Source organism: Nocardia higoensis, from assembly GCF_015477835.1.
GTDB classification, from domain to species: Bacteria; Actinomycetota; Actinomycetes; order Mycobacteriales; family Mycobacteriaceae; genus Nocardia; species Nocardia higoensis_A.
This window is the reverse complement of the sequence record NZ_JADLQN010000001.1, coordinates 804,398-828,910: the sequence shown is the minus strand read 5'-3', so window position 1 is coordinate 828,910 and position 24,513 is coordinate 804,398. Positions and strand designations below refer to the sequence as shown.

General features: G+C 66.3%; 24 protein-coding genes and 1 pseudogene. 15 read left to right on the top strand and 10 right to left on the bottom strand.

Going from position 1 to position 24,513, the window contains the following annotated elements:
• Positions 1–7 precede the first annotated feature (7 nt).
• Entirely contained in the window at positions 8–406 is a 399-nt protein-coding gene (locus IU449_RS03750) for a hypothetical protein (protein WP_195000548.1), read from the bottom strand.
• 113 nt (positions 407–519) lie between these two features.
• Positions 520–1,518 (bottom strand): GlxA family transcriptional regulator, encoded by a 999-nt coding sequence (locus IU449_RS03745; protein WP_195000547.1) that lies wholly within the window; start codon positions 1,516–1,518, stop codon positions 520–522.
• A 54-nt stretch (positions 1,519–1,572) separates the two neighbouring features.
• Here IU449_RS03745 and IU449_RS03740 point away from each other — a divergent pair, with 54 nt between their 5' ends.
• The 8 genes and pseudogenes from IU449_RS03740 (at position 1,573) to IU449_RS03705 (ending at position 7,863) form a co-directional block, all read left to right on the top strand.
• Positions 1,573–2,898: an MFS transporter gene (locus IU449_RS03740; protein WP_324188073.1), complete on the top strand. Its 1,326-nt coding sequence runs from the start codon at positions 1,573–1,575 to the stop codon at positions 2,896–2,898.
• A gap of 27 nt (positions 2,899–2,925) precedes the next feature.
• Entirely contained in the window at positions 2,926–3,756 is an 831-nt protein-coding gene (locus IU449_RS03735; protein ID WP_195000545.1) for a helix-turn-helix transcriptional regulator, read from the top strand.
• Positions 3,757–3,848: 92 nt separating this feature from the next.
• Positions 3,849–5,306 (top strand): MFS transporter, encoded by a 1,458-nt coding sequence (locus IU449_RS03730; protein ID WP_195000544.1) that lies wholly within the window; start codon positions 3,849–3,851, stop codon positions 5,304–5,306.
• 72 nt (positions 5,307–5,378) lie between these two features.
• Positions 5,379–6,086: a TNT domain-containing protein gene (locus IU449_RS03725; protein ID WP_195000543.1), complete on the top strand. Its 708-nt coding sequence runs from the start codon at positions 5,379–5,381 to the stop codon at positions 6,084–6,086.
• Position 6,087: 1 nt separating this feature from the next.
• Positions 6,088–6,336, top strand: coding sequence for a hypothetical protein (locus IU449_RS03720; RefSeq protein WP_195000542.1), 249 nt, complete (start codon positions 6,088–6,090; stop codon positions 6,334–6,336).
• Between the two features lie 32 nt (positions 6,337–6,368).
• Positions 6,369–6,503: pseudogene (locus IU449_RS03715) on the top strand (DUF664 domain-containing protein); the annotation flags it as partial.
• 190 nt (positions 6,504–6,693) lie between these two features.
• Positions 6,694–6,957, top strand: a complete 264-nt coding sequence (locus IU449_RS03710) for a zinc ribbon domain-containing protein (protein WP_416382150.1) — start codon at positions 6,694–6,696, stop codon at positions 6,955–6,957.
• A 144-nt stretch (positions 6,958–7,101) separates the two neighbouring features.
• Complete coding sequence (locus tag IU449_RS03705) at positions 7,102–7,863, top strand: potassium channel family protein (protein ID WP_195000541.1); 762 nt, start codon at positions 7,102–7,104, stop codon at positions 7,861–7,863.
• Here the strand turns inward: IU449_RS03705 and IU449_RS03700 are convergent.
• A complete protein-coding gene (locus IU449_RS03700) occupies positions 7,833–9,020 on the bottom strand; it encodes a helix-turn-helix transcriptional regulator (protein WP_195000540.1) in 1,188 nt (395 codons plus the stop codon). The genes IU449_RS03705 and IU449_RS03700 overlap by 31 nt on opposite strands.
• Positions 9,021–9,123: 103 nt before the next feature.
• On the opposite strand from IU449_RS03700, the gene IU449_RS03695 reads away from it, so the two are divergent.
• On the top strand, positions 9,124–10,434 hold the full coding sequence (locus IU449_RS03695) for an FAD-dependent oxidoreductase (protein ID WP_195000539.1): 1,311 nt from the start codon (positions 9,124–9,126) through the stop codon (positions 10,432–10,434).
• A 340-nt stretch (positions 10,435–10,774) separates the two neighbouring features.
• Positions 10,775–12,049 (top strand): MFS transporter, encoded by a 1,275-nt coding sequence (locus IU449_RS03690; protein WP_195000538.1) that lies wholly within the window; start codon positions 10,775–10,777, stop codon positions 12,047–12,049.
• Between the two features lie 41 nt (positions 12,050–12,090).
• Here the strand turns inward: IU449_RS03690 and IU449_RS03685 are convergent, their stop codons facing one another.
• Positions 12,091–12,933 (bottom strand): SDR family NAD(P)-dependent oxidoreductase, encoded by an 843-nt coding sequence (locus IU449_RS03685; RefSeq protein WP_324188072.1) that lies wholly within the window; start codon positions 12,931–12,933, stop codon positions 12,091–12,093.
• Between the two features lie 483 nt (positions 12,934–13,416).
• Here IU449_RS03685 and IU449_RS03680 point away from each other — a divergent pair, with 483 nt between their 5' ends.
• Positions 13,417–13,722 carry a hypothetical protein gene (locus IU449_RS03680; protein ID WP_195000537.1) on the top strand — a complete coding sequence of 102 codons (306 nt, stop codon included), beginning with the start codon at positions 13,417–13,419 and terminating at the stop codon, positions 13,720–13,722.
• 18 nt (positions 13,723–13,740) lie between these two features.
• Here IU449_RS03680 and IU449_RS03675 read toward each other — a convergent pair whose 3' ends face one another.
• Positions 13,741–14,172: a DUF6069 family protein gene (locus tag IU449_RS03675; RefSeq protein WP_195000536.1), complete on the bottom strand. Its 432-nt coding sequence runs from the start codon at positions 14,170–14,172 to the stop codon at positions 13,741–13,743.
• 190 nt (positions 14,173–14,362) lie between these two features.
• Between IU449_RS03675 and IU449_RS03670 the strand changes: the two genes are divergently transcribed.
• A complete protein-coding gene (locus IU449_RS03670) occupies positions 14,363–14,785 on the top strand; it encodes a hypothetical protein (RefSeq protein WP_195000535.1) in 423 nt (140 codons plus the stop codon).
• Positions 14,786–14,821: 36 nt separating this feature from the next.
• Here the strand turns inward: IU449_RS03670 and IU449_RS03665 are convergent, their stop codons facing one another.
• The 4 genes from IU449_RS03665 to IU449_RS03650 all read right to left on the bottom strand — a co-directional run bounded on the left by IU449_RS03665 (position 14,822) and on the right by IU449_RS03650 (position 18,692).
• Positions 14,822–15,376, bottom strand: a complete 555-nt coding sequence (locus IU449_RS03665) for a DUF3558 domain-containing protein (RefSeq protein WP_195000534.1) — start codon at positions 15,374–15,376, stop codon at positions 14,822–14,824.
• Between the two features lie 80 nt (positions 15,377–15,456).
• Positions 15,457–16,008, bottom strand: a complete 552-nt coding sequence (locus IU449_RS03660) for a DUF3558 family protein (RefSeq protein ID WP_195000533.1) — start codon at positions 16,006–16,008, stop codon at positions 15,457–15,459.
• A gap of 16 nt (positions 16,009–16,024) precedes the next feature.
• A complete protein-coding gene (locus IU449_RS03655) occupies positions 16,025–18,376 on the bottom strand; it encodes a hypothetical protein (protein WP_228803673.1) in 2,352 nt (783 codons plus the stop codon).
• Between the two features lie 79 nt (positions 18,377–18,455).
• Positions 18,456–18,692, bottom strand: a complete 237-nt coding sequence (locus IU449_RS03650; protein ID WP_195000531.1) for a hypothetical protein — start codon at positions 18,690–18,692, stop codon at positions 18,456–18,458.
• A gap of 457 nt (positions 18,693–19,149) precedes the next feature.
• Between IU449_RS03650 and IU449_RS03645 the strand changes: the two genes are divergently transcribed.
• Complete coding sequence (locus IU449_RS03645; protein WP_195000530.1) at positions 19,150–19,827, top strand: nuclease-related domain-containing protein; 678 nt, start codon at positions 19,150–19,152, stop codon at positions 19,825–19,827.
• A gap of 192 nt (positions 19,828–20,019) precedes the next feature.
• On the opposite strand, the gene IU449_RS03640 is transcribed toward IU449_RS03645, so the two are convergent.
• Positions 20,020–20,901, bottom strand: coding sequence for a hypothetical protein (locus tag IU449_RS03640; protein ID WP_416382149.1), 882 nt, complete (start codon positions 20,899–20,901; stop codon positions 20,020–20,022).
• Between the two features lie 516 nt (positions 20,902–21,417).
• Between IU449_RS03640 and IU449_RS03630 the strand changes: the two genes are divergently transcribed.
• Together IU449_RS03630 and IU449_RS03625 are read left to right on the top strand one after the other, a co-directional pair.
• Positions 21,418–22,932 (top strand): sulfatase-like hydrolase/transferase, encoded by a 1,515-nt coding sequence (locus tag IU449_RS03630; RefSeq protein ID WP_228803671.1) that lies wholly within the window; start codon positions 21,418–21,420, stop codon positions 22,930–22,932.
• 229 nt (positions 22,933–23,161) lie between these two features.
• Complete coding sequence (locus IU449_RS03625; protein ID WP_195000528.1) at positions 23,162–24,382, top strand: cytochrome P450; 1,221 nt, start codon at positions 23,162–23,164, stop codon at positions 24,380–24,382.
• The last annotated feature ends 131 nt before the right edge of the window (positions 24,383–24,513 follow it).

Here is a 24,513-nt window from a genome sequence, read left to right as displayed (position 1 = left end):
GAGCGATTCAGTGGGGTGCGACGGTCGGCCCTGCGGACGGGCCACCGAAGGGATGCCGCCAGCTTCGCTGGTTGTGCACCGGCGCCGTCTGGACCGGCGCCGCGACGGGCCGCGCCTCGTCCGCCCCCGCGACGGTCTCTCGGCGGGTTGCCTTCAATTCGCGGCGAGCGTGGCGCGCCTGCCGGGAAGTGCGCCGGGCACCGGCGAGCAGCATGCTCAGCCCCAGCATGCCGACCGCCCCGATGATGATGCCCCAGAGGAACAATGTCCCGGTCGAGCCGGTGACCTCGTATCCGAACACCGAGAAATCGTTGGTCAGCGAGTGGGCACTCCCGGAGTTGTCCACCACCCCGACCACACCGATGATCACGGCGGCGAGTAGCAGAATGAGCCCAAGAATGATCATGTCGGCCTCCAAAACCTGGAGAGTGTGTTTTTCTCCAGTGAACGCCGGGTCCGGGCACGTGTCGAGATTCGTCCGCCGATCGTTGCAGAACACCCCCGCCGGTAGCTGCCGGTTCACTGCCCGGTGAATGTCTTCCGATACGCCGACGGCGACATCCCCAATCCGCGCCGCATGTGATGGCGCAGATTGTCCGGCGAACCCAGCCCGGACATCTCCGCGACCACATCGACCGGCAGATCCGCCGATTCCAATAGTTCTCTCGCCCGATCCACCCGCCGGTCGCGAATCCACGCCCCCGGCGACATGCCGGTCTCGGCCTGGAACCGCCGGGCGAAGGTGCGCGGGCTCATCCGGGCGCGTGCGGCGAGAACCGCCACGCTCAACGGCTCGGCCAGGTGCTCCAGCGCCCACGCCCTGACCGCCGCGGTGCCGCGGTCGTCGTGATCGGGCACGTGATATTCGATGAACTGCGCTTGCCCGCCTTCCCGCCAGGGCGGCACGACGCAGTGCCGGGCGACGCGGTTGGCCACGGCGGCCCCGTGGTCCCGGCGGATCATGTGCAGGCACAGGTCGATGCCCGCGGCCAGCCCGGCCGAACTGAGCACCGTGCCCTCGTCGACGAACAGCACCGTCTCGTCGAGGTCGACGGCCGGAAAGAGGCGGCGGAAATCCTCGGCGTAGCGCCAATGGGTTGTCGCGCGACGGTCGTCGAAAACGCCCGCGGCCGCGAGCACGAAGGCGCCGGTGCAGATCGACACCATGCGGGCACCGGCCGGGACGGTGGCCAGCGCCGCGGCGACCTCGTCGGTCAGCCGGCCCTCGCTGCGAGCCGGCGGGAATTTCGTCCCTGGCACGATCACGGTGTCCGCGACGGCCAGTGCCTCCACTCCGCGCTCGGCCACCAGCGAGTATCCGCTGGTACCCCGCACCGGACCGAGGTCGAGCGCGCAAGTCACCACCTCGTAGAGCGGTGTACCGTCCTCGGCGGCGGCTTCCCCGAACACCATCGGGGGGATGGTCGCGTCGAAACCGACCACCGGTTCGAGCATCAGCACCGCCACGACATGACGGCCTCGGTTCCCGGCCACCTCGATGGCATGATTTTCCGTCATGTTGGCAATCCTGCCACTGGTGTGATGTCGTGTGCTCCCGGATGCTCATTCACCGTGACCACAGAGCTAGACCGCGGCGCCTCCTTCGCGCCCACCCGGCCGACACCCCGCCTGCACTTCGCCTGGATCGTCGCGGCGGTCAGCTTCGTCGCCATCCTCGGCGCCGCGGGCTTCCGAGCGGTGCCCAGCGTCATGATGACGCCCCTGCACAACGAGTTCGGCTGGTCGCACGCCACCATCGGCGCGGCCATGTCGGTCAACATGGTCCTGTTCGGCGTGACCGCCCCCTTCGCGGCCGCCCTGATGGACCGCTTCGGCGTCCGCCCGATCCTGACCGGCGCGCTCGCGCTCATCGCGGCCGGAACCGGCGTCGGCACGTTCATGACCGCGAGCTGGCAGATGGTTCTGCTGTGGGGCGTGCTGGTCGGCCTCGGCACCGGCTCGATCTCCATGGGTTTCGTCGCCACCGTCTCGACCCGCTGGTTCCTCGCCCGGCGCGGAATGGTCACCGGCCTGCTCACCGCGGCGGGCGCGACCGGACAATTGATCTTCCTGCCCGTGGTCGCGGACGTGACCCACCGATTCGGGTGGCGCTGGGCCTCGATCGTCGTCACCGCCGCCGCGCTCGCGGTGATTCCGTTGGTACTGCTGTTCATCAGAGACCGCCCGAGCGACGTCGGCACCACGCCCTACGGCGGCGCACCCGACACCGATCCGGAGCCACTACCCAACGGCAGCTTTGCCGCAGCGGCGAGCGGCCTCCTCCGCGGCGCCCGAGTGCCCGCTTTCTGGCTCCTCGCAGGCAGTTTCGCCATCTGCGGCATGACCACCAACGGCCTGATCGGGACACACTTCATCCCGGCAGCCGCCGACCACGGCATGCCCACCACGGTGGCCGCCGGCCTGCTGGCCACCGTCGGCATCTTCGACGTCGCCGGAACCGTCTTCTCCGGTTGGCTCACCGACCGCGTGGACCCCCGGATCCTGCTGGCGATCTACTACCTCGGACGCGGCGCCTCCCTGCTCGCCCTGCCCGCGCTGCTCTCCCCTCACGCCGAGCCGAGCACCTGGGTCTTCATCATCTTCTACGGCCTCGACTGGGTCGCCACCGTTCCCCCGACCATCGCGATCTGCCGCATCTGGTTCGGCGCGTCGACCCCGGTGGTGTTCGGCTGGGTGTTCGCCTCCCACCAGATCGGCGCCGCCGTCGCCGCTTTCGGCGCGGGATACGTCCGAGACACCCACGGCTCCTACGACACTGCCTTCTTCGTCGCCTCCGGGCTCTGCGTGGTGGCCGCGCTGTTGTGCGGCGCCATCCGAATGCCCGCAGACGAGGCGAAGATACCGGTCCAGCCGCTCGCCGAGGTGCCGTCGAAATAGGAACGCCGCACCGGCAGAGTGTCATCCATGAACAGTGACAGGGCTGAGGACGCCCGGCGCGCGGAGCTGAAAGCATTTCTCCGCAACCGTCGCGGCCGGGTCGGTCCGGCCGACGTGGGGATCGCGCCGGGAGTCCGCCGCCGCACGCCCGGCCTGCGGCGAGAAGAAGTCGCGTTGCTCGCCGGGGTCAGTGTCACCTGGTACACCTGGCTCGAACAGGGGCGGCCGATCAACGTCAGCGCCAAGACCCTGGACGCGGTCGCCGACGTGCTCCGCATGACCCCCGCGGAGCGCTCACACCTGTTCGCATTGGCGAGCCCGACCACCGCTACCCGAGCGGGCAGGAGCATTTCCGCCGATGTCCAGGCCGTACTCGACGCTCTCGACCCGACACCGGCTTGCGTGTACAACGGCAGATTCGATTTGCTGGCATGCAATTCCACCTACGCCTCGGTGTTCCCCGAGCTGACGGAAGCGCCGAGGGATCGGCGGAACCTGCTGTGGCAGATCTGCGCGAGCGAACTGTCCGGCACGCCGCTGGGAAACCAGCACATGCTGCCCAGGATGGTCGCGATCGTGCGCAGCAACTACGCCCGGCACACGGGAGATCCCGACTGGTCCGGCTTCATCGAGGAACTCTGCGCAGTGAGTGCCGGATTCGCCGCGCTCTGGTCGGCTCACCAAGTCGCTGAACCGTTTCCGGATGTCACCTCGTTCCAGCGTCCTCCCGTCGGCGAAATCCACATGCGCTGCACTGCGTTGTCGGTCGAGGGAGTCCCGGAAAGCCAGATGATGGTCTACCTACCGGTCGCCGAGATAGACAGGCGCAGGATCGCCGAGTACTGCTCGCTCGAATAGGCGTCCCCCACAAGATCATTCGAAACAGGTGGTCCGGATACCAGCATCCGCGGCAACTGCTGCCCGTCGACGCGCGGTCCTACGTTCAGCTCATGACCGATACCCTGCGCGTCCCCGAGGGCGAACGCACAAGATCGACCCGCTCCGGCGTACTCCTTGTCGTCCTGCTCGCCCAGTTCATGGCCGTACTCGACGCGACAGTGGTGAACGTGGCCGCGCCGACCATCCGAGACCACCTGCACACATCCGGTGCCGCGCTCCAGTCGATCATCGCGGGATACACCATCGGTTACGCGGTCCTGTTGCTCACCGGTGCCCGGCTCGGCGCCCGATTCGGACACGGTCGGATGTTCCGCGTCGGACTGGCGGCGTTCACCCTGGCCTCCCTCGCCTGCGGGCTCGCCGGTTCGGCAACATTGCTGATCGCTTTCCGGCTCCTTCAGGGCGGCAGCGCAGCGCTGATGATCCCCCAGGTGATGAGCATCATCCAGCGCACTTTCACCGACGGCGCTCGCGCCAGAGCACTCGGCCTCTATGCCGCGGTGACCGCGGGCGCGACAGTCGCCGGACAGATCATCGGCGGCGTCCTCGTCGGAGCAGACCTCTTCGGGACCGGCTGGCGACCCATCTTCCTGATCAATGTGCCCGTCGGAGCGGTACTGCTGATCGCCGCATCACATATGCTTCCGAGCGGACGCGGCGATCGGGAGCGGCCGTTGGACATCCCCGGCGCAGCCGTGGTCTCCGCCGCCGTCTTCGCGCTCGTGGTGCCGCTCATCTTCGGCCACGAAAACCATTGGCCCCTCTGGGGTTGGATTCTGTCGGCCGCCGGTGTCGGCCTGCTGGGACTGTTCGGCATCCTCGAACACCGGACAGCTCGCGCGGGCCGCGCTCCGATGATCTCACCGCGCATACTCCGCTCTCCCGGGCTTTTGCCCGCGGGCCTGGCGATCCTGCTCGCCATGCTCAGCTACGCCGGCTTCCTCTTCGCGATGTCACTGCACCTACAGACCGCGCTGCACCTCACGCCCGCACAGGCAGGCGCCGTCTTCGTCCCGATGGGCCTGAGCACCGCAGTCGGCGCGTTGACCTGGCGGCGTTTCCCCCCGCGCATTCACCCCTTCCTCGTTCCGATCGGATTCACCTGCGCCGCGATCGGTTATGCCGCGATGGCGCTGTCGCTGAATGCCGAGGATCAGGTCACCGTGCTCCTGGAGCTCGAACTGGGCTTCACCGGCGTCGCCTTCGGCCTCGGCTACAGCCCGCTACTCACCGTCGTCCTGTCCCGGGTTCCGGTATCCGATGCGGCCGACGCGAGCGGGCTACTGACCACGCTCCTGAATCTCGGCCAGGTCCTGGGAGTCGCCACCCTCGGATCCCGCTACCTTTCGTCGACGGTGTCGGCAACATCCGGCAGCGCCGTCGTCACAGCACTGTTCGGGGCCTCGGCCGCAATCCTGCTCGCCGCCGTCACACCGGCGCTACTGCGCAACCGCTCCACGCTGAGGCGCGGAGGACGGATATCGCTGACAACACGCCGCCACGAATGACAGATCCGGACGAAGAACGCAGGAGCTCCATATGCTCACCGAGCCGCATCTACTTTCCCCTTGGAGGTACTGTTGCGTTACCGGTCTCTGCTCACCGCATTCCTCGCGTCCTGGTTCCTGCTGGCCGGTGCCCCCGTCACGGTGCAGGCACTGCCGGACACCGGGTCCGGCTCCGGAACCGGATCGGCGTCGCCGTGCCGCCCCGGCGTGCCGCCCGACGCCCCGGCCACACCGTTCTACGATCCGGCCCGTCCGTACCTGGGACCCGAGCCGTTGCCGCAGGCTCCCCCGGTGGGCCCGTTGCTGGACGGGTACAAGCGATTCGGCAACTACACCGAAGCCGGATTCGTGGCGAAATTCCACCCGGGAAGCGATTACATCTACCCGCCCGACAGCGGTTTCCTGTTCATCGACGGCCGACCGACCGCGCGACCGAAGGATCTGCCGGTCGGCACGCGCCTCGACAGATTCGGCGCCACGAGCGGAAAGTACCTCTCGCCCGTGGGTGTGCCCTACAGCAAGCGGGCGATACCGCCATCGAACCTGAACTCGTATGGAGGTACCCCGCAGAGCGATTATCACGTCTACTGCGTGCAGCAGGCATTCCGAGTCGATGCCGGACCGGCCGCACCATGGTTCGGGCAACCGGGACTCGGCGAGCAATACGTTCTGAATTCCAGCTATGTTCCCGGCCCCGAGAACACCGGCAAGCTGCCAGGAATGCTGAACGTCCAGTGGATGATCGACAACGGCTACCTCGTCGAGGAAATCCCCAATTGACATGAACCGTGAAGAACTCGTCACCGCCCTGCTCGCCGCCGGAAAGCCTCCGCACTGGTTCCAGATCGTAGGCGTCCATTCCCCTGACGTGTTGCCGGAGGACTTCTGGTTCCTGCGGCCGGGGTCCGGCGGCGGCTGGGAGGTAGGTGTCCACGAACGCGGGAAATACGACGTCGGCGCACGGTTCGATGCGGAATCCGACGCGGTCGCGTGGATCTACACCTCGATGATGGGCCATCCCCCACCCTGAACCGCGGCCACATGGGTACGGCCCCTCCGATGACCACACCGACCCGCACGACGATCTATATGTTCATGGCCGCCGAATTCGCCCGGCATGCCGGCCACGGTGACATCCTGCGCGAGCAGATCGAAGCCGATGGCGATCTCTCCGCGGCCCCGAAAAGGTCGACGTGATCGATGCCGCTTCTCGCGGGGCGGGGCCGGAGTCGTCCTCCGTCGTGATCTTCCGGCTACCGGAATGTGGGCTGATATGCCGTCCTTCAGGGCGGTGGTGAAGGCCCACGCGGGAGGGCCGCCAAGACCCGAGCGTGCCTTGTAGCTAAACGTGAATAATGCTGTTGATCAACAGGATCGGACCGTTCAAATGGTAAGGTCCGGGGGGTGCAGCTTCGGTACAGTTACCGCGTTTACCCCACGCCGGCCAGCTACGCTGGCTCGCGCGCCCTCGACCCGCATGTGCTCGCACTGCGGGGTGATCGGGGACAAGACGCCGCTGCACGTCCGGGAATGGACATGTGTGTGCGGCGTGACCCATGATCGGGACGTGAATGCGTCCTTGAATATACTCGCGGCCGGACGGGCCGAGAGTCGAAACGCCTGCGGAGGGGCCGTAAGTCCTGCCGCTTAGCGGAAGGCAAGTCCCGGTGAAACAGGAACTCACCGGAGCGGCACATCGTGCCGCAGGAAAAGTCTCGGTCCCTTCAGGGCCGGGAGGACGTCAAAGTGCGAACTCCACCGCGACAGCGGCGGCGTCCACCAGGAAGAGCATGGCATGAACGAAGAACGCTGGAAGCAGCTGACCGAATGGCCGCTGACCGCGGCGGCTGTCGCCTTCCTGGGGGTCTACACCTGGATAGTTCTCGCCCAACCCACCGGCCCGGCGGCACACCTCGGCGAGGTGCTGCTGTGGGCCATGTGGCTGGCTTTCGCCGTCGACTACGCGGTCCGGTGGTATCTGGCGAAGTCGCGCTGGCGGTGGTTCTTCCGACATCTCCACGAATTCGCGATCGTTGTCCTTCCGATGCTGCGACCATTGCGCCTGCTTCGGCTGCTGACCATGCTGAATGTCCTCCAGCGATCGGTCGGTGTCGCACTCCGCGGGCGGGTCATCGTCTATACGGCAGGGGCGACTGTGCTGCTGCTCTTCGTCGCGTCGTTGGCGATGCTCGAAACCGAGCGCGACGCGGCTGACGCGACGATCACGACCTTCCCCGACGCGCTGTGGTGGTCCGCGACCACGGTCACCACAGTCGGCTACGGGGATTATTCGCCGGTCACCGGCACCGGCCGTGTCATCGCGGCCATGTTGATGGTCGGCGGGATCGCGCTCCTCGGCGTGGTGACGGCGACCCTGGCGTCATGGATCGTCCAGCGGGTCGCCGAGGAAGACGAGGCGAGTCAATCGGCCACCCGAGCTCAGGTCGCGGAACTCACCGCGCAGATCGCCGCGCTGCGCGGCGAGCTGCGCGAACGCACCGCGGTCGCCGAGGTCGAACCAGGCGCCTACTCGTTGCCTCCGTACACCTCCGGGTAGGGGCACGCGTTCGAAACGTTCGTCTCAGCCAACGAATCCGCTCCCGTCGTGGGCGATGGCGCGGATGGACTCGCCGTCTTGCGCCGAGTGAGGCTGACACGGCGCCTGTCGGCGTCGATGACGTGGGCCGGCGAGCGTTCGGCAATCGGTTGTCCAATGGTGAGTTCTGCGGTCTGAATGCCGGCGTAGCGGTGCGCGAGGCGTTGGCAGGCGTGCAGGAGTTCGGGTGGATGCAGGTCGGTGAGGTCGGTGTCGAAGGTGGCGAGGATTCCGGCGATACCGGCCCAGGACCAGGCGCCGAGGGTCAGGCGGCAGTGGTCGGTGTCGAGGTGTTCGACGACGGAGCCGCCGGGTGCCCAGCGGGCAACGATGTGAGCAGACAGGTTCAGGCGTGCGCTGCCGATGCATTGCCAGGCTGCGAGGGTGTCGCCGCGGTCGTGGCTGCTCATGACGAAGTGCGCGAGGTCGCCGCCGGGGAGTTCGCGGGGGGCGAAGCCGTGGGTGGTGGGCCGCGGGTGCAGCCGGTCCACCCGGTGTACTCGCCAGTGGTGGTCTGCGAGGTCGTAGGCGATGAGGTACCACCGTCCGGCCCACACCACGAGATGGTGGGGCTCGAGCCGGTGAGCTGCTGCGAAGTCCGGCTCGCCGGGGGACGGGCGTGTCCCGTCGGGGCGGAGAACTTCGGTGATGAGGATATGGCGGAGCCGCACGGCGGTGCCGACGGCGGTGAGCGCGGTGGGGTCGATCGGGGGTGCGGGGAACTCCCAGTAGTTGTGCAGCCTGGTCAGGCGTAGGGATTCCATGGTGGCTCGAAGCGTGTCGGGTATGGCTTGCTGCAAGGTGGCCAGTGCCCTGGCGGTGTCGTCCTGCAGGCCGAAGACGGAGCTGGGTGCGGTTTGCAGCGCGATGGCGATCGCGAGTGCTTGGTCGTGGTCGAGCAGCAGGGGCGGCAGGGTGTGTCCGGTGCCGAGCCGGTAGCCGCCGTCCGGGCCTCGGACGGTCAGGACTGGGTATCCGAGTTCGCGCAAGGTGTCCAGGTCGCGTCGCACGGTGCGTTCGCTGACCGTGAGTCGGGCGGCGAGATCCCGCAGCTGCCATGTCCCGCGTGAGCCGAGCAGGGACAGTAGCCGCAGCGCCCGGTGTGACGTACTGGCCATCGCATCATCGTGTCAGCAGTAGTGGCCATCCGGTGTCCACTACTGCTGACACCGTCTACGTCGACAGCGATTGAATCGTTCGACGGTGGAAAGGCGGTTGAGCATGCGTGTTGTCGTGGTGGGAGGAGGGATCGGCGGGCTCGCATTGGGTGCGGGATTGCGCCGAGGCGGCTACGAGGTGGCGGTGTTCGACCGCGACACCGACGTCGCCGCGACCGGCGGTTACCACATCACCCTCGACGAGCGAGCCCAGTCGGCGCTCGGGCGGCTGGTGGCACCGGAAATCATGCGTCGACTGCTGGCCTCGGGATCGGCACTGCGCCTGCGCGACCGGGACATGTTCTGGGACTACCGCGGCCGTGTGCTCGGATATGGTCCGGACCTGTCCGGCAGCGCGAGCATCGATGTCGACCGCATCACGCTGCGCACGCTGCTGGCGGAGGCCGTCGGCGGTGATCTGCGTCTCGGACGGGCCGTGTCGGACGTCGGCGCCGACGAACGTGGGATGCCGCAGGTCATGTTCATCGACGGCACGTCGGTCACCGCGGACCTGGTGGTCGGCGCCGACGGAACCCACTCGGTCGTCGGCCGCCACCTGGCGGCAGGCCCGACCAACCACCCGACCGGCATCATCGGATTCTCCGGCCGCACCCGGCGCGCCGACCTCGGCATCGCCGAGCAGCGGCGGCTCGGGACCCGCTCGACGACGGGCATCGGACCACGAGGCGCCGCGCTCTACGTCGGATTCCTCGACCCGGTCGGCAACGCCGCGCTCGATGCCCCCGAGCTGAGCATGTCGATCACGACGGGCCCGACCTACATCTGGGGGGCGATGTTCCCCGAGTCCGCCCACATCGACTCCCTGCGCGAACTGCGCGGCGGCGCGCTGCAAACCGCTCTGCTCGACCGGTTCCGTGACCGTAACTGGGCCGACCACACGTTGGAAGTCATCGCCCGCGCCGATCCCGCCAGCGTGGCCGCGTTCCGGTTCAACGCCGCCTCGACCCGGGCCACCGACCTCGCACCGTGGGCCGCAGGCCGCATCACCGCTCTCGGTGACGCCGTGCACGCCACACCACCCACCGCGGGCATGGGCGCCGGCGCGGCCATACAAGACGCGGCCGACCTCCTCACCCAGCTCGACTCCCTCTCCGACGGCACCACGACCATTACCGACGCGATCGGACGCTACGAAGCGCAGATGCGCCGACGCGGCGGCGAGGTCCTGTCCGCGGCTATGAAAACTGTCCGGCTGATCCTGGCCACCAACACCACACTCGGCGCCGTGGCCACCGCCACGCTCAGCCCGCTCGTGGCCGCGGCCACGCGGCTTCGACCCGCACCCGCAGCTCCTGTCCGTGCGATGTCGGTTCCCGATCAGGACAAGCCAGATCGCGGGCGTCCATTTCCCTGACGTGTTGCCGGAGGAACCACCGGCCGGGTCCTCGTGATCATCGCCTCGACGCTCGCCCTGTTCGTCCTCGCGCAGGACCTGAACATCGGCACCGTCGCAGCGGTGGCGCTGTGCGGCGCGACCCTCGTCTGCGCGGCCCTGCCTGTCCGAGCCGTTCCAGGAGGGCGGGCACCCGAAGCTGAGACACCACCCGGATACGGGTCGACGCAGCAGTCCTGGCGGTGGGCGATGGCCGCGACGGGAAGCGGGGTGGGCGCCGGAAAAGGTGTCGCAAACCGGCATTCGCCCGTGAAACGATCGCACGCGTTCACCACGGACGCAGGCGATGAGAGAAGAGCGCATGGCGACCCCGGATGCCGGTTCGCAGTCGAAGGAGAAGCGGACGGGAGGATTGCGCCTCCTCGCGGCGAACGCGCCTTTCCGCACGCTCTTCCTCTCACGGACGGTGTCCTACGCGGGCGAGGCGGTCAGCCTGGTCGCGCTGATGCTGTTCGTCGCCGACTCCACCGGTCAGGCGATAGCGGTCGCGGTCCTGCTGTTGGTCGGGGACTTCATCCCGGCCCTGCTCGGGCCGATCACCGGGGCGATCAGTGACCGCTTCGACCTCAGGCGGGTGATGATCGTCTGCGAACTGGTTCAGTGCGCCACGCTGCTGATGATCGCCCTGTCGATGCCACAGTTCCCGCTGCTGCTGGTCTTGGTGGCCGCGCGGGCGGCGGGCGGCCAGGTGTTCATGCCGGCCTCGCGTGCGGCGGTGCCCGCCCTGGTGCGCGGACGTGACCTGGAGTCGGCGAATTCCAGCATCGGGTTCGGCGCCACCGGGGCCGAGGCCGTCGGCCCGCTGCTGGCCGCCGCGCTGTTGCCGTTCCTCGGGCTCCAGGGCGTGCTCGTCGGGGCGGCGGCGGCCTACGGGTTTTCCGCGCTCATCCTGCTCGGACTGCGGCCGGTGCCCCCGGTCCGCGAGGAGCGCGAGTCCACCTCTCTGCTGACCGACGCGAAGGAGGGCATGGGCTACATCCGGTCGGTCGCGGCGGTCCGGGTGATTGCGCTGGGCTTTTGCGTCGTGGTGGCTTTCAACGGGATCGATGACGTGGCGCTGGTGCTGCTGGCCAAAGGCACCTTGAACGCGGGTGACTCGGCCGTCGGGCTGCTGTTGAGTGCGGTCGGAATCGGACTGGTGGTCGGCTATGCGTTGCTCGCGCGCTACGGCATGCGCGGTTCGACGGTTGTCCTGCTGCTCCTCGGGTTCGGGGTGAGCAGCCTGGGCAACCTGCTGACCGGCCTGGCGTGGGCGGTCGCCGCGGCCTTCGCCCTGCAGGCGGTACGCGGCATCGGGATCGCGGCGATGGACGTGGCGACCAACACGCTGCTCCAACGCACTGTCCCGGCCCGGATGCTGGGCCGGGTCTTCGGCAACCTGTACGGTGCGGTCGGTGTGGCCGCCGGACTGTCCTATGTGGGCGGCGGGCTGCTGCTCGACGCCACCTCGGCGCCCGTCACCCTCGTCATCGCGGGCGTCGGCGGGCTCGTCGCCACCGTCGCGGTGGCCGTGACGCTGCCCCGCGCGCTGCGGCGCGGCCGGGCCGCCGGGGAAGGCGTCGGTCCAGGTGGATGACGCGCTCGGCCCGTATGCGGCGCTCGAGCCGCCGGGGCGATTCAGTCGTTCCAGCCCGACGCGGAGGCCCGCTCGATCGCGTCGACGACGGTGCGGCCCGGGAATCCGATCCGGTCGATCACCGGCCGGACGATGCCGGGGATACGGGCGAAAAGCGCATTGCGCCTGGGAATCACGATGAACTCGGAGCGGTGTTCGATGCCGCTGACGAGGTCACGGACGACGCGCTCGAGCGGCACCATCTTCCACAGCCCGCGTTCGTTTCCCGCCCACAGAGTGCGACCGGCCGGATCGGCGTGGATGCGGTCCATCATGGGTGTGGCGAAGAATGTCGGGTGGGCGCTGCCGACGCCGACGCCGAGATGGCGCACTTCCAGCCGGGTGGAGTCGCACAGTGCCCATACTCCGGCCTTGCTCGCGGTATAGGGGCCGTTGAGTGGCGAGTGCACGAAAGCGGCCATGGACGATATCGCCAGCAGATAGCCCCGCCGTTCGGTGACGTACGGGAGTCCGGCACGGAAGGTGCGCCACACACCGTTGAGATTGATGTCGACCACCCGGGTGGCGACCTCGGGATCCAGCGTCGCCAGCGGGGCCACCGCACCGATCCCCGCGTTCGCCACCACCACATCGATGCGACCGAAATGCTCTGCGGCGGCGTCCATCGCGGTCCGCACGCTGTCGAAGTCCCCGACATCGGCGGCCCACCCGGCGGCAACGGCGGCCGGGCCGAGGTCGCCTGCCTGCGCGGTGACGAACTCGGCGTCGAGATCGAACAGCGCCAGGCGCGCGCCCCTGTCGAGCAGCGCCCGGGCCAGCGCCGAACCGAGTCCACCGGTGGAACCGGTCAGCGCGACGGTTCGGCCGCTGAGGTGATAGCCCACGATCGTCTCCTCCTGCTGATTCGATGTCGGAGTCCGAACAGCAGGGGCCCGGCCGAGAACGCGTGCCTCGAGCGGATCGGACACAGTGCGTTCGAAGCGCGCGCCGATGTAGATGCCCCGGCGTCCACTTCCGAGCGAGATGGCCGTGCGGTGCGGCAGTTGACCGACGACGTGCGAGGTGACCGGAGACCCAGGCCGGTGGTCGCCGACGAATTCGGCTGTATACCCGCCGCGTGCTGCCACATCACCCGATGGACGAGCCAACTCGAACCACGCACGGCCGTGCCTTTGTCGGACATCGCCCGGCCACGAGCGTGTGCCGAGTGATGAGCCGGCCGTTTCCCGCCCGATCTACGCCGAGCGCTTCGCCTTTGTCGCCGCGCACCCGAATTTTCGTGCGGCGCTGCATGACATCGGCCATTGTCACAAACGCACGGTCTGCTTCGTCCTCTCTACGACAATGGACCTACGCAGGAGCCAGAAGTGATTGATACCAGGGAAATTGCGACGATCGAGGCGGCGCTCGGGGAGCCATCCGCACATACCGACGTCGTTGTCGCCGACGCGGGAAGCGCCGCTGGCCATCCGGCGAAATGGAAGTTCTGGTTGCTCACCATGGTCGGGCTCTATCCGCTGCTCACCGCGCTGGTCATGGTCACCGCTCCGCTGCTGGCCCCGCTGCCGACCCCGCTGCGGCTGGCTTGCATCATGCCCATCGCGGTGGCAGCGATGGTCTGGGTGATCATGCCGTTGCTGTCCCGGCGCTTTGCCGGGTGGCTGAGTCACTGACCAGAGTTGCCGTGGGCGTCACCCTTCGAGCAGCTTGCGGCGCAGCCCCTCGGTGGCGACGACGAGAGCGGGAACCAGCGTCAGGTGCGTGATCGACAGCGCGATCGTGGATGCGGTGTCGAAGTCGGCACTCACGGTCATGGCGATGGTGACGACGGCGAGCACCGAGCCGATCACCGCGGCGACACGCAGCACGCCGATCCATTTGTAGGACAGCAGCACGGCCGCACCGAGGCCGACCAGCATCGGAACCACGGTCAACATGATGATTCCGCCAGGGGCGACACTTTGCACCTGCCCCGCGTCGGTCATTTCGAACGTGCCACCGGCGGCCGCGCCGATCAGCCAGACGACGAGGTTGGTCGTCAGCGCGGCACCGATCGCACCGAAGAGGGCGACGGGACGGCTCAGTGCGGGGATGCGTGCGGTGATAGTGGTCGTGGCGCTCATGATGATCTCCTGTGGTTGCGAAGTTCGCGTGGAATCATCATGAAACCTCAACAATAATTGAGGTCAACCCCTATCGGACCTGAGTTGCACAAGTGAATCGGCCATCGGGCGATTGGTGGGTGATCGTCGCTGGTAGCGGGGTTTCCGATCGTGCATGTGGGTCACTAATCGGCCGGTAGGATCGCCGGTCGTGGCGTTCATTCGCAAGGTGAGGACCGCATCCGGGGCGACAGCGGTGCAGATCGCGGAGAAGAACGGGCGCCGCAACAAGATCCTCGAGCACGTGGGGTCCGCTCACACCGACGCCGAGCTGGCTGCGTTGGTCGAGACCGCCCGGGCCAGACTGCTGGCCGGGCAGCAGAAGCTTGACCTCGATATGGGTGGTGTCGAGCCGGGGGCGGCGCGGATCACCGGCAAACGGGCCCGCTGGCTGATCGAGGCCGTCACCACCGGTTGGCGGGAACAGGTTGCCAGTCGTTCGGCATTCTTATCCTTCTCATCATTCCGACTGCAGCAGGAGGATGCCGATGAACACGTCTGTGCGTCAAATCCGCACCTACTGCTGAACGGCCCGGAACGGCGACTTGCCCACCCTGCGCGGCTCACCGACTGACTTCGGCGGCGCTGGTGATGGAGAGGTTGAAGAGTATCACCCGCCCGGTAGCATCGTGACCACTTCGGTGGCTATTTCAACCAGTAGATCGCATGGCTCCGGCGCATCACGGGACACGTCGAAGCTGGACAGAAAGAAGGTCAGTAGGCCGTCGGGTATCTCGACGTTTAGCTCACAAGATTCGCTGCTGACATAGGCGTCGCCTGAATCCGACTGATCCTGCGGGTATGCGACTTCTGCCGACTTGCCGCCGACTACGATATTCCTGTACACCAACTTGTCGTATTTCGTGGCGTCACCGAGCTCAGCGTCCGCAACCGCAATACTCATGTTGAAACCTTTGTCCACATCGAATCGACACCCCTTTCCCTCGTGGGGTCCGATAACAGCTGCGGGTCCGAAGGGGGTGAGTGGGGTATCGAACCCGTACTTTGCGATGAATTCCGGCGTGACATCTTTACATGGATCGAACGAAGCAGGAATACCGTTTCGGGGCGTTTCCGTCCTACGGTCGGCTGCGCTGTTGCACGCGCTCGGCAATAACGCAACAACAACGCTCAGCGCAACCGTTGCCGCCGACTTAATTCGCACTTCAGCACCTTCCCCTTCGGTCGCGACAAATCATCCTTCTTCTGCGAAAGGTCTCGACGGCACTGTTACAGCGTGGTGGCTCACCTCTTCGACTGGATCATCATAACGACATCCGTGGCTATTTCTGTCAACTTATCGCACGGTTCGGGCGCATCTTGAAGAAATCCTGAGTTCGAGAAATAAAAGGTGACCATGCGGTCCGGTAACTCGACGTTGATTTCGCAAGATGCGCTTCCGATATAACTCCCGCGTGCACTCGACTTGCTCTGCGCACGGGCAATTTCTGCCGGCATGTCACCGATTACATAATTCTCGTAAACAAGTTTGTTGTACTCAGATGCCACCCCCAGGCCGACCGGATCATCGGTCATCGCGACAGTAAGACTGTACAGCCTATCAGCGTTGAACGAGCAGCCACTACCCTTGTTCGGCCCTACAACGAATGCCGCGCGCGATGGTCTCGGCGGATAATCGAAACCATACTTCGCATAGAAGTCTGCGGTGACGTCGTCGCACAGGTTGAACGGCGCGCGCAGAAAGGATGGTTCGACGCCAGATCCACGACCGAGGTTACTTGGATCCGCGCATGCGCCCGATATCACGGTCAGAATGATGCCGAGCGAAGCGACCATTGCATGTCTACGCAATTCATTCGGCCTTTCCCCTGAGGAACCGGGTCAGATCATCCTCTTCTTGCGACAGCCCACTCAGTACGGAGTCTTTGTGACTGAGCCTGTAATCCGACACGAAGTCGAGAAATCCACTGTCGAGAAAAAGATTGTTCAGGGCATCTTCCGATGCCGAATTAGACGTGACGGGCAATGGTTGACCATCGGAGCCGATGAAAGGAACACGATTGCCGTTGCCGTCGTACCCGTATTCAGGAAGTTGTCCCTGTCGAAACATTTCCGTGATGACCTGCTGGCGAATCGCATTGTTCGCCTGCCTCTCGATTTCCGCTGACGACGGGTAGGGCAGCGTCTCCTTCTCAGGCTCCGGATTCCATTTGTTCACGGCCGCTTCGTAACCTTGCTCTTTGACCACCTCGAACAGTGAATTGCCTATCATTCCGACGCCACCCTTGCCGGGGATCTCGATGTTGTCAAGTGTTAGCGATTTGACGATATCGGCCGCCTGCTGGCGGTTTTCGAAGGCTTCCTGCTGTGCGGTGTTCTGCTCGCCGAGTTCCTGTTCCTGCTGGTAGGTCAGGGCATTGGTGACGGCGTTCGTGATGCGCCCGTCCAGCTGGGCGAGGTTGTTTCCCTGAGTTTCCAGAATCCGCCGCGGGTCGCCGCTTTCGTCAGCCAAAGCGCGTGCGATCAGATCGCCCTCGTACTCCTGGCGGCTTGTCTCGAGTAGCAGGCGTCCGCCTTCGGATTGGCTGGCCAGGAACAGCAGTCGGTCGGCGTCGGTGACCTCGAGGACGGCGCGTTGCCCGGAAGGGGAGTCAGGATCAGGCAGAACGGCGCTTTCCTCGTGCAGCGAGCTCTCATAGGACGGGATGTTGCTCCCCATGACGTGAGCGAGGGAGTCGGCCAGCTTCGGATTCTCGTTGAACGACTGCGCGTACTGCTCGAACACCGACGTGTCGCCATCAGCTTTGGGGATCCGCAGGCCGGAGTCGGTGAGTTCGGTGGGAGCGAAGTAGTCGGGTAGCTGGGCCAGTACTTGGTTCGCTCGCAGGCCCTCTTCGCCGGGTTTGCCGGCATCCTCGGCGATCCAGTCGAGGAGATTGGACGCGGCCGCGCCGTCATCGGACCACTCGCGCTGGAAGATGGTCTCCCGGAACTCGTCCGGATCGAACGCGGCAGGCTTGTAGTCGGGACCTGCTGCGGGGGTGTCCGGCAGGTCGTTGCCCGTCATGAGGGAATAGCTGACATCGTCGTTGCGAGTGGCCACATCGAGCAGAGACGCGGCGCCCGACTCGATGCGGTCGCGGTCCTCCTCGGCGAAGCCGGGCGGGAGGTTGCCGTTCATGTTCTTGTCTACATCGTTGAGATAGTCCGCCATGTCGGCTGCTTGGCGGCCCAGCTCGACGCCGAGTTCCTTGCCCGGCTCGATGCCCGGGTGGGATTGGTCGAGCAGTTCACCGAAGTCGGTCAGATCGTTGAAGTTGTCCGCCAGCTCAGGTGGACTCGCGTTGGCGCCGATGTAGTCCTCGGATCGGCCCGAGATCATGCCACGCAGGTCGGCGGGCAGGTTCTGGTAGGACCCCTTCGGGCCGTTCGGGCTGGATACCTTCTCGTTCGAGATGGCGAGCAGGCTGTTGGCGAGGTTGGTTCGCTGTGCTGCGGCGAGCGGGTCGCCGGCCTTCTCCTTCGCGAGGAGATGGTCGTTGAGTCCGAGGATGCCCTCTTTGCCTGCCTGCTGGAAGAACGATCGGTAGTAGTCCTGGGTGCTGGCCGGCAAGGTGTCGACTTCCTGGCCGTTGGCCAAGGCGTCCATTTCGTATTGGCTGAGGATGGGCTGCGGCATCTGGGCGAGGATGCGGTCGACTTCGGCTTGGTCGCCATCGGCGATCGCGTCGGCCAGCGCTTTGCCGTCATCACTGCCGAATCGGGCGGCCTGGGTGTCGGCATCGGCGACGTCGAGGCTGGAGCCGAGGAGATCACCGGCGGACCGTATTTCGACCGCTTGCTCGGTGATCCGCTGCGCCGCCTTGGACACCGAGTCCTCGAATGCCCAGAACGCCGTGTTGATCAGATCCTGATGTGCTGCGCGGGTATCCGCGTCGACGTTGTCGTAGTCCATCACCTTCCAGGCATCGTCGACGACCATTCCCAGGGCCTGCGCGTCGGCGACCCGCCCCTGCACTACTCGCAGGTGCGCCTCTACATCGTCTATGCGCTCGGTCGCGACCTGCTCCAATTCCTCGATTTCGCCGGCGAGCTTGCGCACCTGATCGTGGTCTTCTGCCACGCGGTCGTATGCGGCGAAGTAGGCGGCACCCTGCCAATCGACCGACTGGAAATGGTTGCGTGTGCCGTCGGCCTGCTCCATGAGCTGTGCGCGCGATTCGGTCGTCCGTTTGATCCAGTCCCGGACGGCTGCGAAGTTCCAAGCATCTACCTGCGACCGTTTAAGCACGGTGCACGTCCAGTGCCGCGAGGGTGCCGGCGAACTGCTCGTCGGTGGTCTCGAGCTTGTCCGCGCACTGCGTGCACAGGGCCGCCACCTGCCGGTAACGCTCCGCGGCTCGCAGGTACGCCCCCTCGACGAACTCCGCCGCCTGCGCTATCGCAGGGGGGATGCCCGACCCGCCGCCGCCCAGCCCGTCCGGCAGCGCGGCCGCCGTACTGTCGGCACTCGTACGCACGTCGATCTCATCGATGCGGTCGCCAGCCGTTCTCAACGTGGTTGCGAGACTGTGAATTCGAGCTACATCGGCTTCCAGCACATTGCCCCCTGAGGATCCCTCTGTCTTCACGATAAACCCTAGTAAACAAGGTGGACGCCCGACCTACCGGCCTACGGCCCATGGTCCACCCTGCGCCGTGGGCGCACCACCAGTGAGCCATTCATCCTCTTGATGAGAGGGCTGCGTTGCTGTTGCGCGCTCCCGTGACCGCCGACCCGAAGAGGGCCGGGATCGACCGGCCCCGAGATCTGACGGTGCTGTTGTTCATCGTCTTGATCGATGGCCGACGATGCCAGCCGTAACGTGCTGTGCGCGAACCACTTCGAGCGGCAGCACTGCGTGCGACACTGATGGAGATGTCGGTGAGCGAGACCGACCTGAGGAGCTCGGTCAGGTCGATCGTGGGGAGGTCGCTGTGCTGCTGTTGGTCAACCGGGATTCGGAGTTGTCATCCGCCGAAGCGCGGTTCGCCGAATGGGTTCGGTGGAGCCCCGCTCAGCCCGGAGTGGTCTTGCTCAACGTCCACGTCCCCCACCGTGGACGTAGCCGCCAACTCGATGCGCTGATCTGGACCCGGCAACGGTGCATCGCGGTGGAGATCAAGGGATTCCGCAGCCAGCAGCATGGCACGCTGGTCGTGCCGCCGAACGGGCCCTGGTTGATGGACGACGGCCGGATCGCCGATATCTACGGCAACACCTATGACCACGACCCCATCAGCCAAGTCCGCACGAACTCCCTGGCGATGAAGAACTGGGCCGCCCGGGTGACTCATCGGAGATGCTTCGTCTACGGCCTGGTCGTGGTGATGCTGCTACCCGGCCAGCACGTCCCGTCGCTGGACGCCCACGCCCATCCGGAGAAGACCGACATCATCATCGAAGACTTCGACGTGTTCCGCTACTATCTGCACCGCCTGGAAAACCAGAAGGTGCAGTGGAACGCCGAGCGGGTCCACACCTTGCTGACCCGACTCGGCGTCGCGCACCTCTACGACGGTCGCCAGGATCTGATCGCGGCCGCGCTCGGGGAACCAGCAGGCTCCCCTCTCGGTAGCGGCGTTCTCGGTGCGATTCAGCCACACAGCCACTGAACGGGCTGCCCAGGGAAAAGGTCGGGATCGGTCTGGGCGCCTGGAGATCGTGGCGAGGTCGGCATCCCACCTTGGCCGGATGTCCGATCTCGTCCGTCCATGCCTTCTCCTGATCGGCAGGAGAAACGGCAGGTGCCGCGCCGGTGGCATCACGCGCTTCCTCAGCAGTCAACAGCGCGCTGCGGTGCCACGTCAGCGAGGAGTGATCACCTCGATCTGGCCTGCGTTCTCGTTCGTCACGTAGAGATGGTGGGTGGCCGGATCCACGGCGGCTCCCCAGGTTTTCGAGCCGTACTCGGTGGACGGCGTGATGCCGGACAGACGTACGGCGGTGACCTCGCGGGTGAACGTGTCGATCATCGTCACGATCTGGAACACCCCTCCGGTGAAATACACGGTGTGCGCGGTCGGATCGACGACGGCCGCGAAGGCGTGCCCGCGTTCTCCTAGCGAGACGCTGCCTGTCCGGGTGCGGCTTACGGTATCGATGAGCGAGACCGAGTTTCCTTCGTAATGGGTCACGTAAGCGGTGCGCTGTTGCGGGTCGATGGCGATGAATTTCGGATCCTCGTCGATTCGGATCGTGGTGCTCACGGTGTAAGTTTCGGGGTCGATGACCGAGACGTCGTCTCCGCTGACGACCCAGAGATGATGCGTGCTCGGATCGACCGTCAGTCCAGTGGGATGACCGTCGACAGGAATCGTCGCGACGACCGCGCGCGTGACGGTGTCGACGGCGGTGACGGTTCTGGAGAATTGGTTGGCGACGTAGACGGTGCTGCGAACCGGATCGACCACGAGTGCGGCCGGGTCACCGCCGACATCGATCCTCGCGGTGACGGTGCGGCTGTCCGGGCTGATGACCAGCAACTCGCCGGCCGAGTTACCGCACACCAGGTAGACGAGGTGGGTCACCGGGTCGACCGCGATCGACTGGGGCGAATCCGGAAATACCTGACCCACCGGAATCGTGGCGGTGACGGCACGGGTGTGGGTGTCGATGACCGATACCGACTGGTCAGCGGTCGAGTCCGCATAGTGGGCGACGTAGGCCTCGTGTGTCTCGGGATCGATCGCGACACTGCGGGGTTTTCGCCGACCATCACGGTCGCCTCGACGCGGTAAGGGCCGGGGCCGATGCGGGACCCTCCGACCGTGGCCGGATCGGTAGTGGTGGCTGCGGCGGCGGTAGTTGTCGATACTGGAGTGGCCGTTCTCGGCTCAGCACAGCCGGACACGAAAGCCCCCACCGCTACCGCCAGACCGAATCCGGCGATGTGCCTTGTCCTGGAATACATTTGCCGGAATCTAGCAGCCGTCGGCTATCCAGCCGGTCGTGCAGTTCCGTCGCGGCTCGGCGACACCGATCAGGACTCGGGCAGGTGATGGCACCTGCGGTCTTCCGCCCCCGTGCCGCCTGCGGAGTCGCGGATGGCTCGAGCCGATAACGCCACCACCCGCACCGCGCCATCGCGTCGCGGAGCATCGCCGGACACACCCCCGCCGACCACCGATTTTCCCGCATTCGCCCTCTAGGCTCGGCGGCGACCGCGCCCCACGCCGACTTTGTCGAGATCAGAGGAGTTCGGGTTGTTCACTCTGCGTATCGCACGACGAGCACTGACCGCCTCACTGGTCGCCATAGCGGCATCGACAATGTGCGTCTCGGCCGCATCGGCGGAGGAGGATCACCGGCCCAATGTGGTGCTGATCCTCGCCGACGACCTGGATTCGCTGACCACGCCGGTATGGCAGGCGATGCCGCACACCGCCGCGTTGATCCGGGATCGGGGCGTCGAATTCACCCACGGGTTCGCGCCGCTGCCGATCTGCTGCGGGGGCCGCTCGTCGATCCTGACCGGCGAATACGGGCACAACACCGGAGTGCTGACCAATGCCGGACCCGCGGGCGGCTTGCAGGCATTCCGCGCCAAGGGCAACGAGACCCGCACCTTCGTCAAGGCCCTGCACGACAGCGGGTACCGGACCGGAATGGCGGGCGTGTACCTCAACGGCCTCGAACACTCCCCCGGCCATATCCCGCCCGGCTGGGACGACTGGAACGCCGGTGTCGACAACTCCCTCTACACGGGCTACAACTACACCCTCAACGAGAACGGCGACTCTGTGCAATACGGTGGAGCACCGGAGGATTACCTGACCGATGTCGTCGCCGAGAAATCCCGGCGCTTCATCACCGATTCCGCCGCATCCGGGCAACCGTTCTTCTGGTATGCGGCATCCACCGCGCCACATTTCCCGCTGCCACCCGCGCCGCGCCATATCGCCGAAAGCCAGCCCACCACCGCGCCGCGCTCGCCGAACTTCCAGGAAGCCGATGTCTCCGACAAACCCAGCTGGCTCGTTCACACCGCCGATGCCAGGGCCGCGGCGATCGAGGCGACCAACGATGCCGATTACACCGCCCGGCTGGGCTCGCTGAAAGCGCTCGACGAGATGGTGGCCGGCATCGTGGCGACTCTCGCCGACACCGGTGAACTCGACAACACCTACCTGATCTTCACCTCCGACAACGGTTACAGCCTCGGCGCACACCGCCTGGACCAGAAAATGGCGCCGTATGAGGAATCCATCCGAGTGCCGCTGGTGATCGCCGGCCCCGGCATCGCGAACAGATGCACCGCGGCCATGGCGCTGTCGATCGATCTGGCGCCGACCATTCTCGATTGGGCCGGTATCGGTGCGACGGATCGGATGGACGGTCGTTCGCTGACGCCCGTGCTGCGTGGTGACATTTCGCCGTGGCGGACGGATTTCCTCGCCGAGTACGGCGGCGCGGGTTACACCGGCCGGGACGGCGTCGCCCAGGAGCTGATCCTCGCGGCCGACACACCGGCCGACGTCATGGACATTCCGTCCTGGGTCGCTGTCCGCAACCAGCGCTACCTCTATGTGCGCTGGTACGAACGTGAGCGACCCCTCGAGGACCGCAAGTACGAGCTCTACGACTTGGAGGTCGACCCTTACCAGTTGACCAATCTGATCGACACCCCCGAGGGCCGGGCCGCGCACACCGATGTCGTGGCCGGACTCGATCGGCGGCTGAGCGAACTGAAGGCCTGTGCCGGGACGAGCTGTCACTGAATCCGCCGCCGAGCGGGTTCCGTGTGGGAGGCCCGCGAGGTTCGCTGCCCGCCTGCGACGTGGCGCCGGATCTCGGGTCGCGCTCTCTTGCGGGCGAACAGGGCGTGTGGTTTCGCGAGACGAACACCGGATTCTCGAAGATCTCGCCGCGGTGGGCTAGGGTCCGAGGCGGCCTGTCCAGAACTCGCGGCCCGCGAACCCCCACCACCCCCTTGCGTTTTGGAGAACGATGTCCGCACCGCCGACCAGTCCCCACCGAGTCGACGGGGAGCGCGTCAGCTTGTACTCGGCGGAGTACACCGAGGATCCGCATCGGGTCTACCGGGAGATGCGGGAGCGGTTCGGCTCGATCGTCCCTGTGGAGGTAGCGCCGGGGGTGCCCGCCACGCTGGTGATCGGGTATCGCACGGGTTTGAACATTCTCAATGATCAGGAGCGGTTCTCGTCCGATCCGCGGGCCTGGGAGGCGGCCGTTCCCGCCGACTGCCCGGTGCTGCCGGTGTTCCGGTGGCGGCCGAATGCCTCACGGAACTCCGGGTATGCGCACGAGCGGCTGCGGGAGGCCACCACGGCGGCCGTCGACAGCGTGAATATGCATGCGACGCATGCCCTCGTCGAGCAGTTCGCGATGCCGTTGATCAACGGCTTCTGTGAGACCGGATCCGCCGATCTCACGATGCAGTATGTGGCGCCGCTGGTCTACATGGTGGTGAACCAGCTGGTGGGGTGCCCGGTCCACATCAGCGCGAAGGCGGCTGCGGCGACGGCCTCGGTGTTCGAGGGTGCGCCGGTGGCGGAGGCCAGCCGCGCGTTCGAGCGGGCACTCGCCGAGTTGGTCGGCTACAAGCGCGCCCACCCCGGCGCGGACATCACCACGGCGTTGATGCGCCATCCCGTCCGGCTCGACGACGAGGAGATTCTGCACCAGGTGCTGCTGTTCTACGGCGTCGGTATCGATCCGGTGCAGGCTCTGATCGTCAACGCGTTGCGGCTGCTGCTCGTCGACGATGGGTTCGGCGAGCAGATCGTCGGCGGCGCGATGTCGACCCGGGATGCCATCGACCGGGTGCTCTTCGACGATCCGCCGCTGCCGAACCCCTCCATCGTGTATCCGAAGCAGCCGACTCTGCTCGAGGGGGTCTGGCTGCCCGCGAATCAACCGGTGATCGTCAGCCTCGCCGGATGCAACGACGATCCGGAGATCGCCGGTGAGGATCATGCCGGGAGCCGAGCGCATCTGGCCTGGGGCGCCGGACCGCACACCTGCCCGGCCAGGTCGCTCGGTTATCTGATCGCCGAATGCGCGATTGATCAGCTGCTCGACGTGCTGCCCGACATACGGCTGGCCGTTCCCGTCGAGGAGTTGCGGTGGCGTCCTGGACCGTTGCATCGCACGCTGGCGGCGTTGCCGGTCGTGTTTCCCCCGGCACCGCCGCTGCCAATCGCCTGAGCGCGGGTCGCTGAGCTCGGCCCGTGGTTCAGCGATCCAGCTCGCCGGCGGCACCACGGCGTGTGCGATCAGCGCCCACCGCACGCTGTCGGGCGGGAACCGGGCGGCCCCTCGCCGTCGCGGGCGGACTC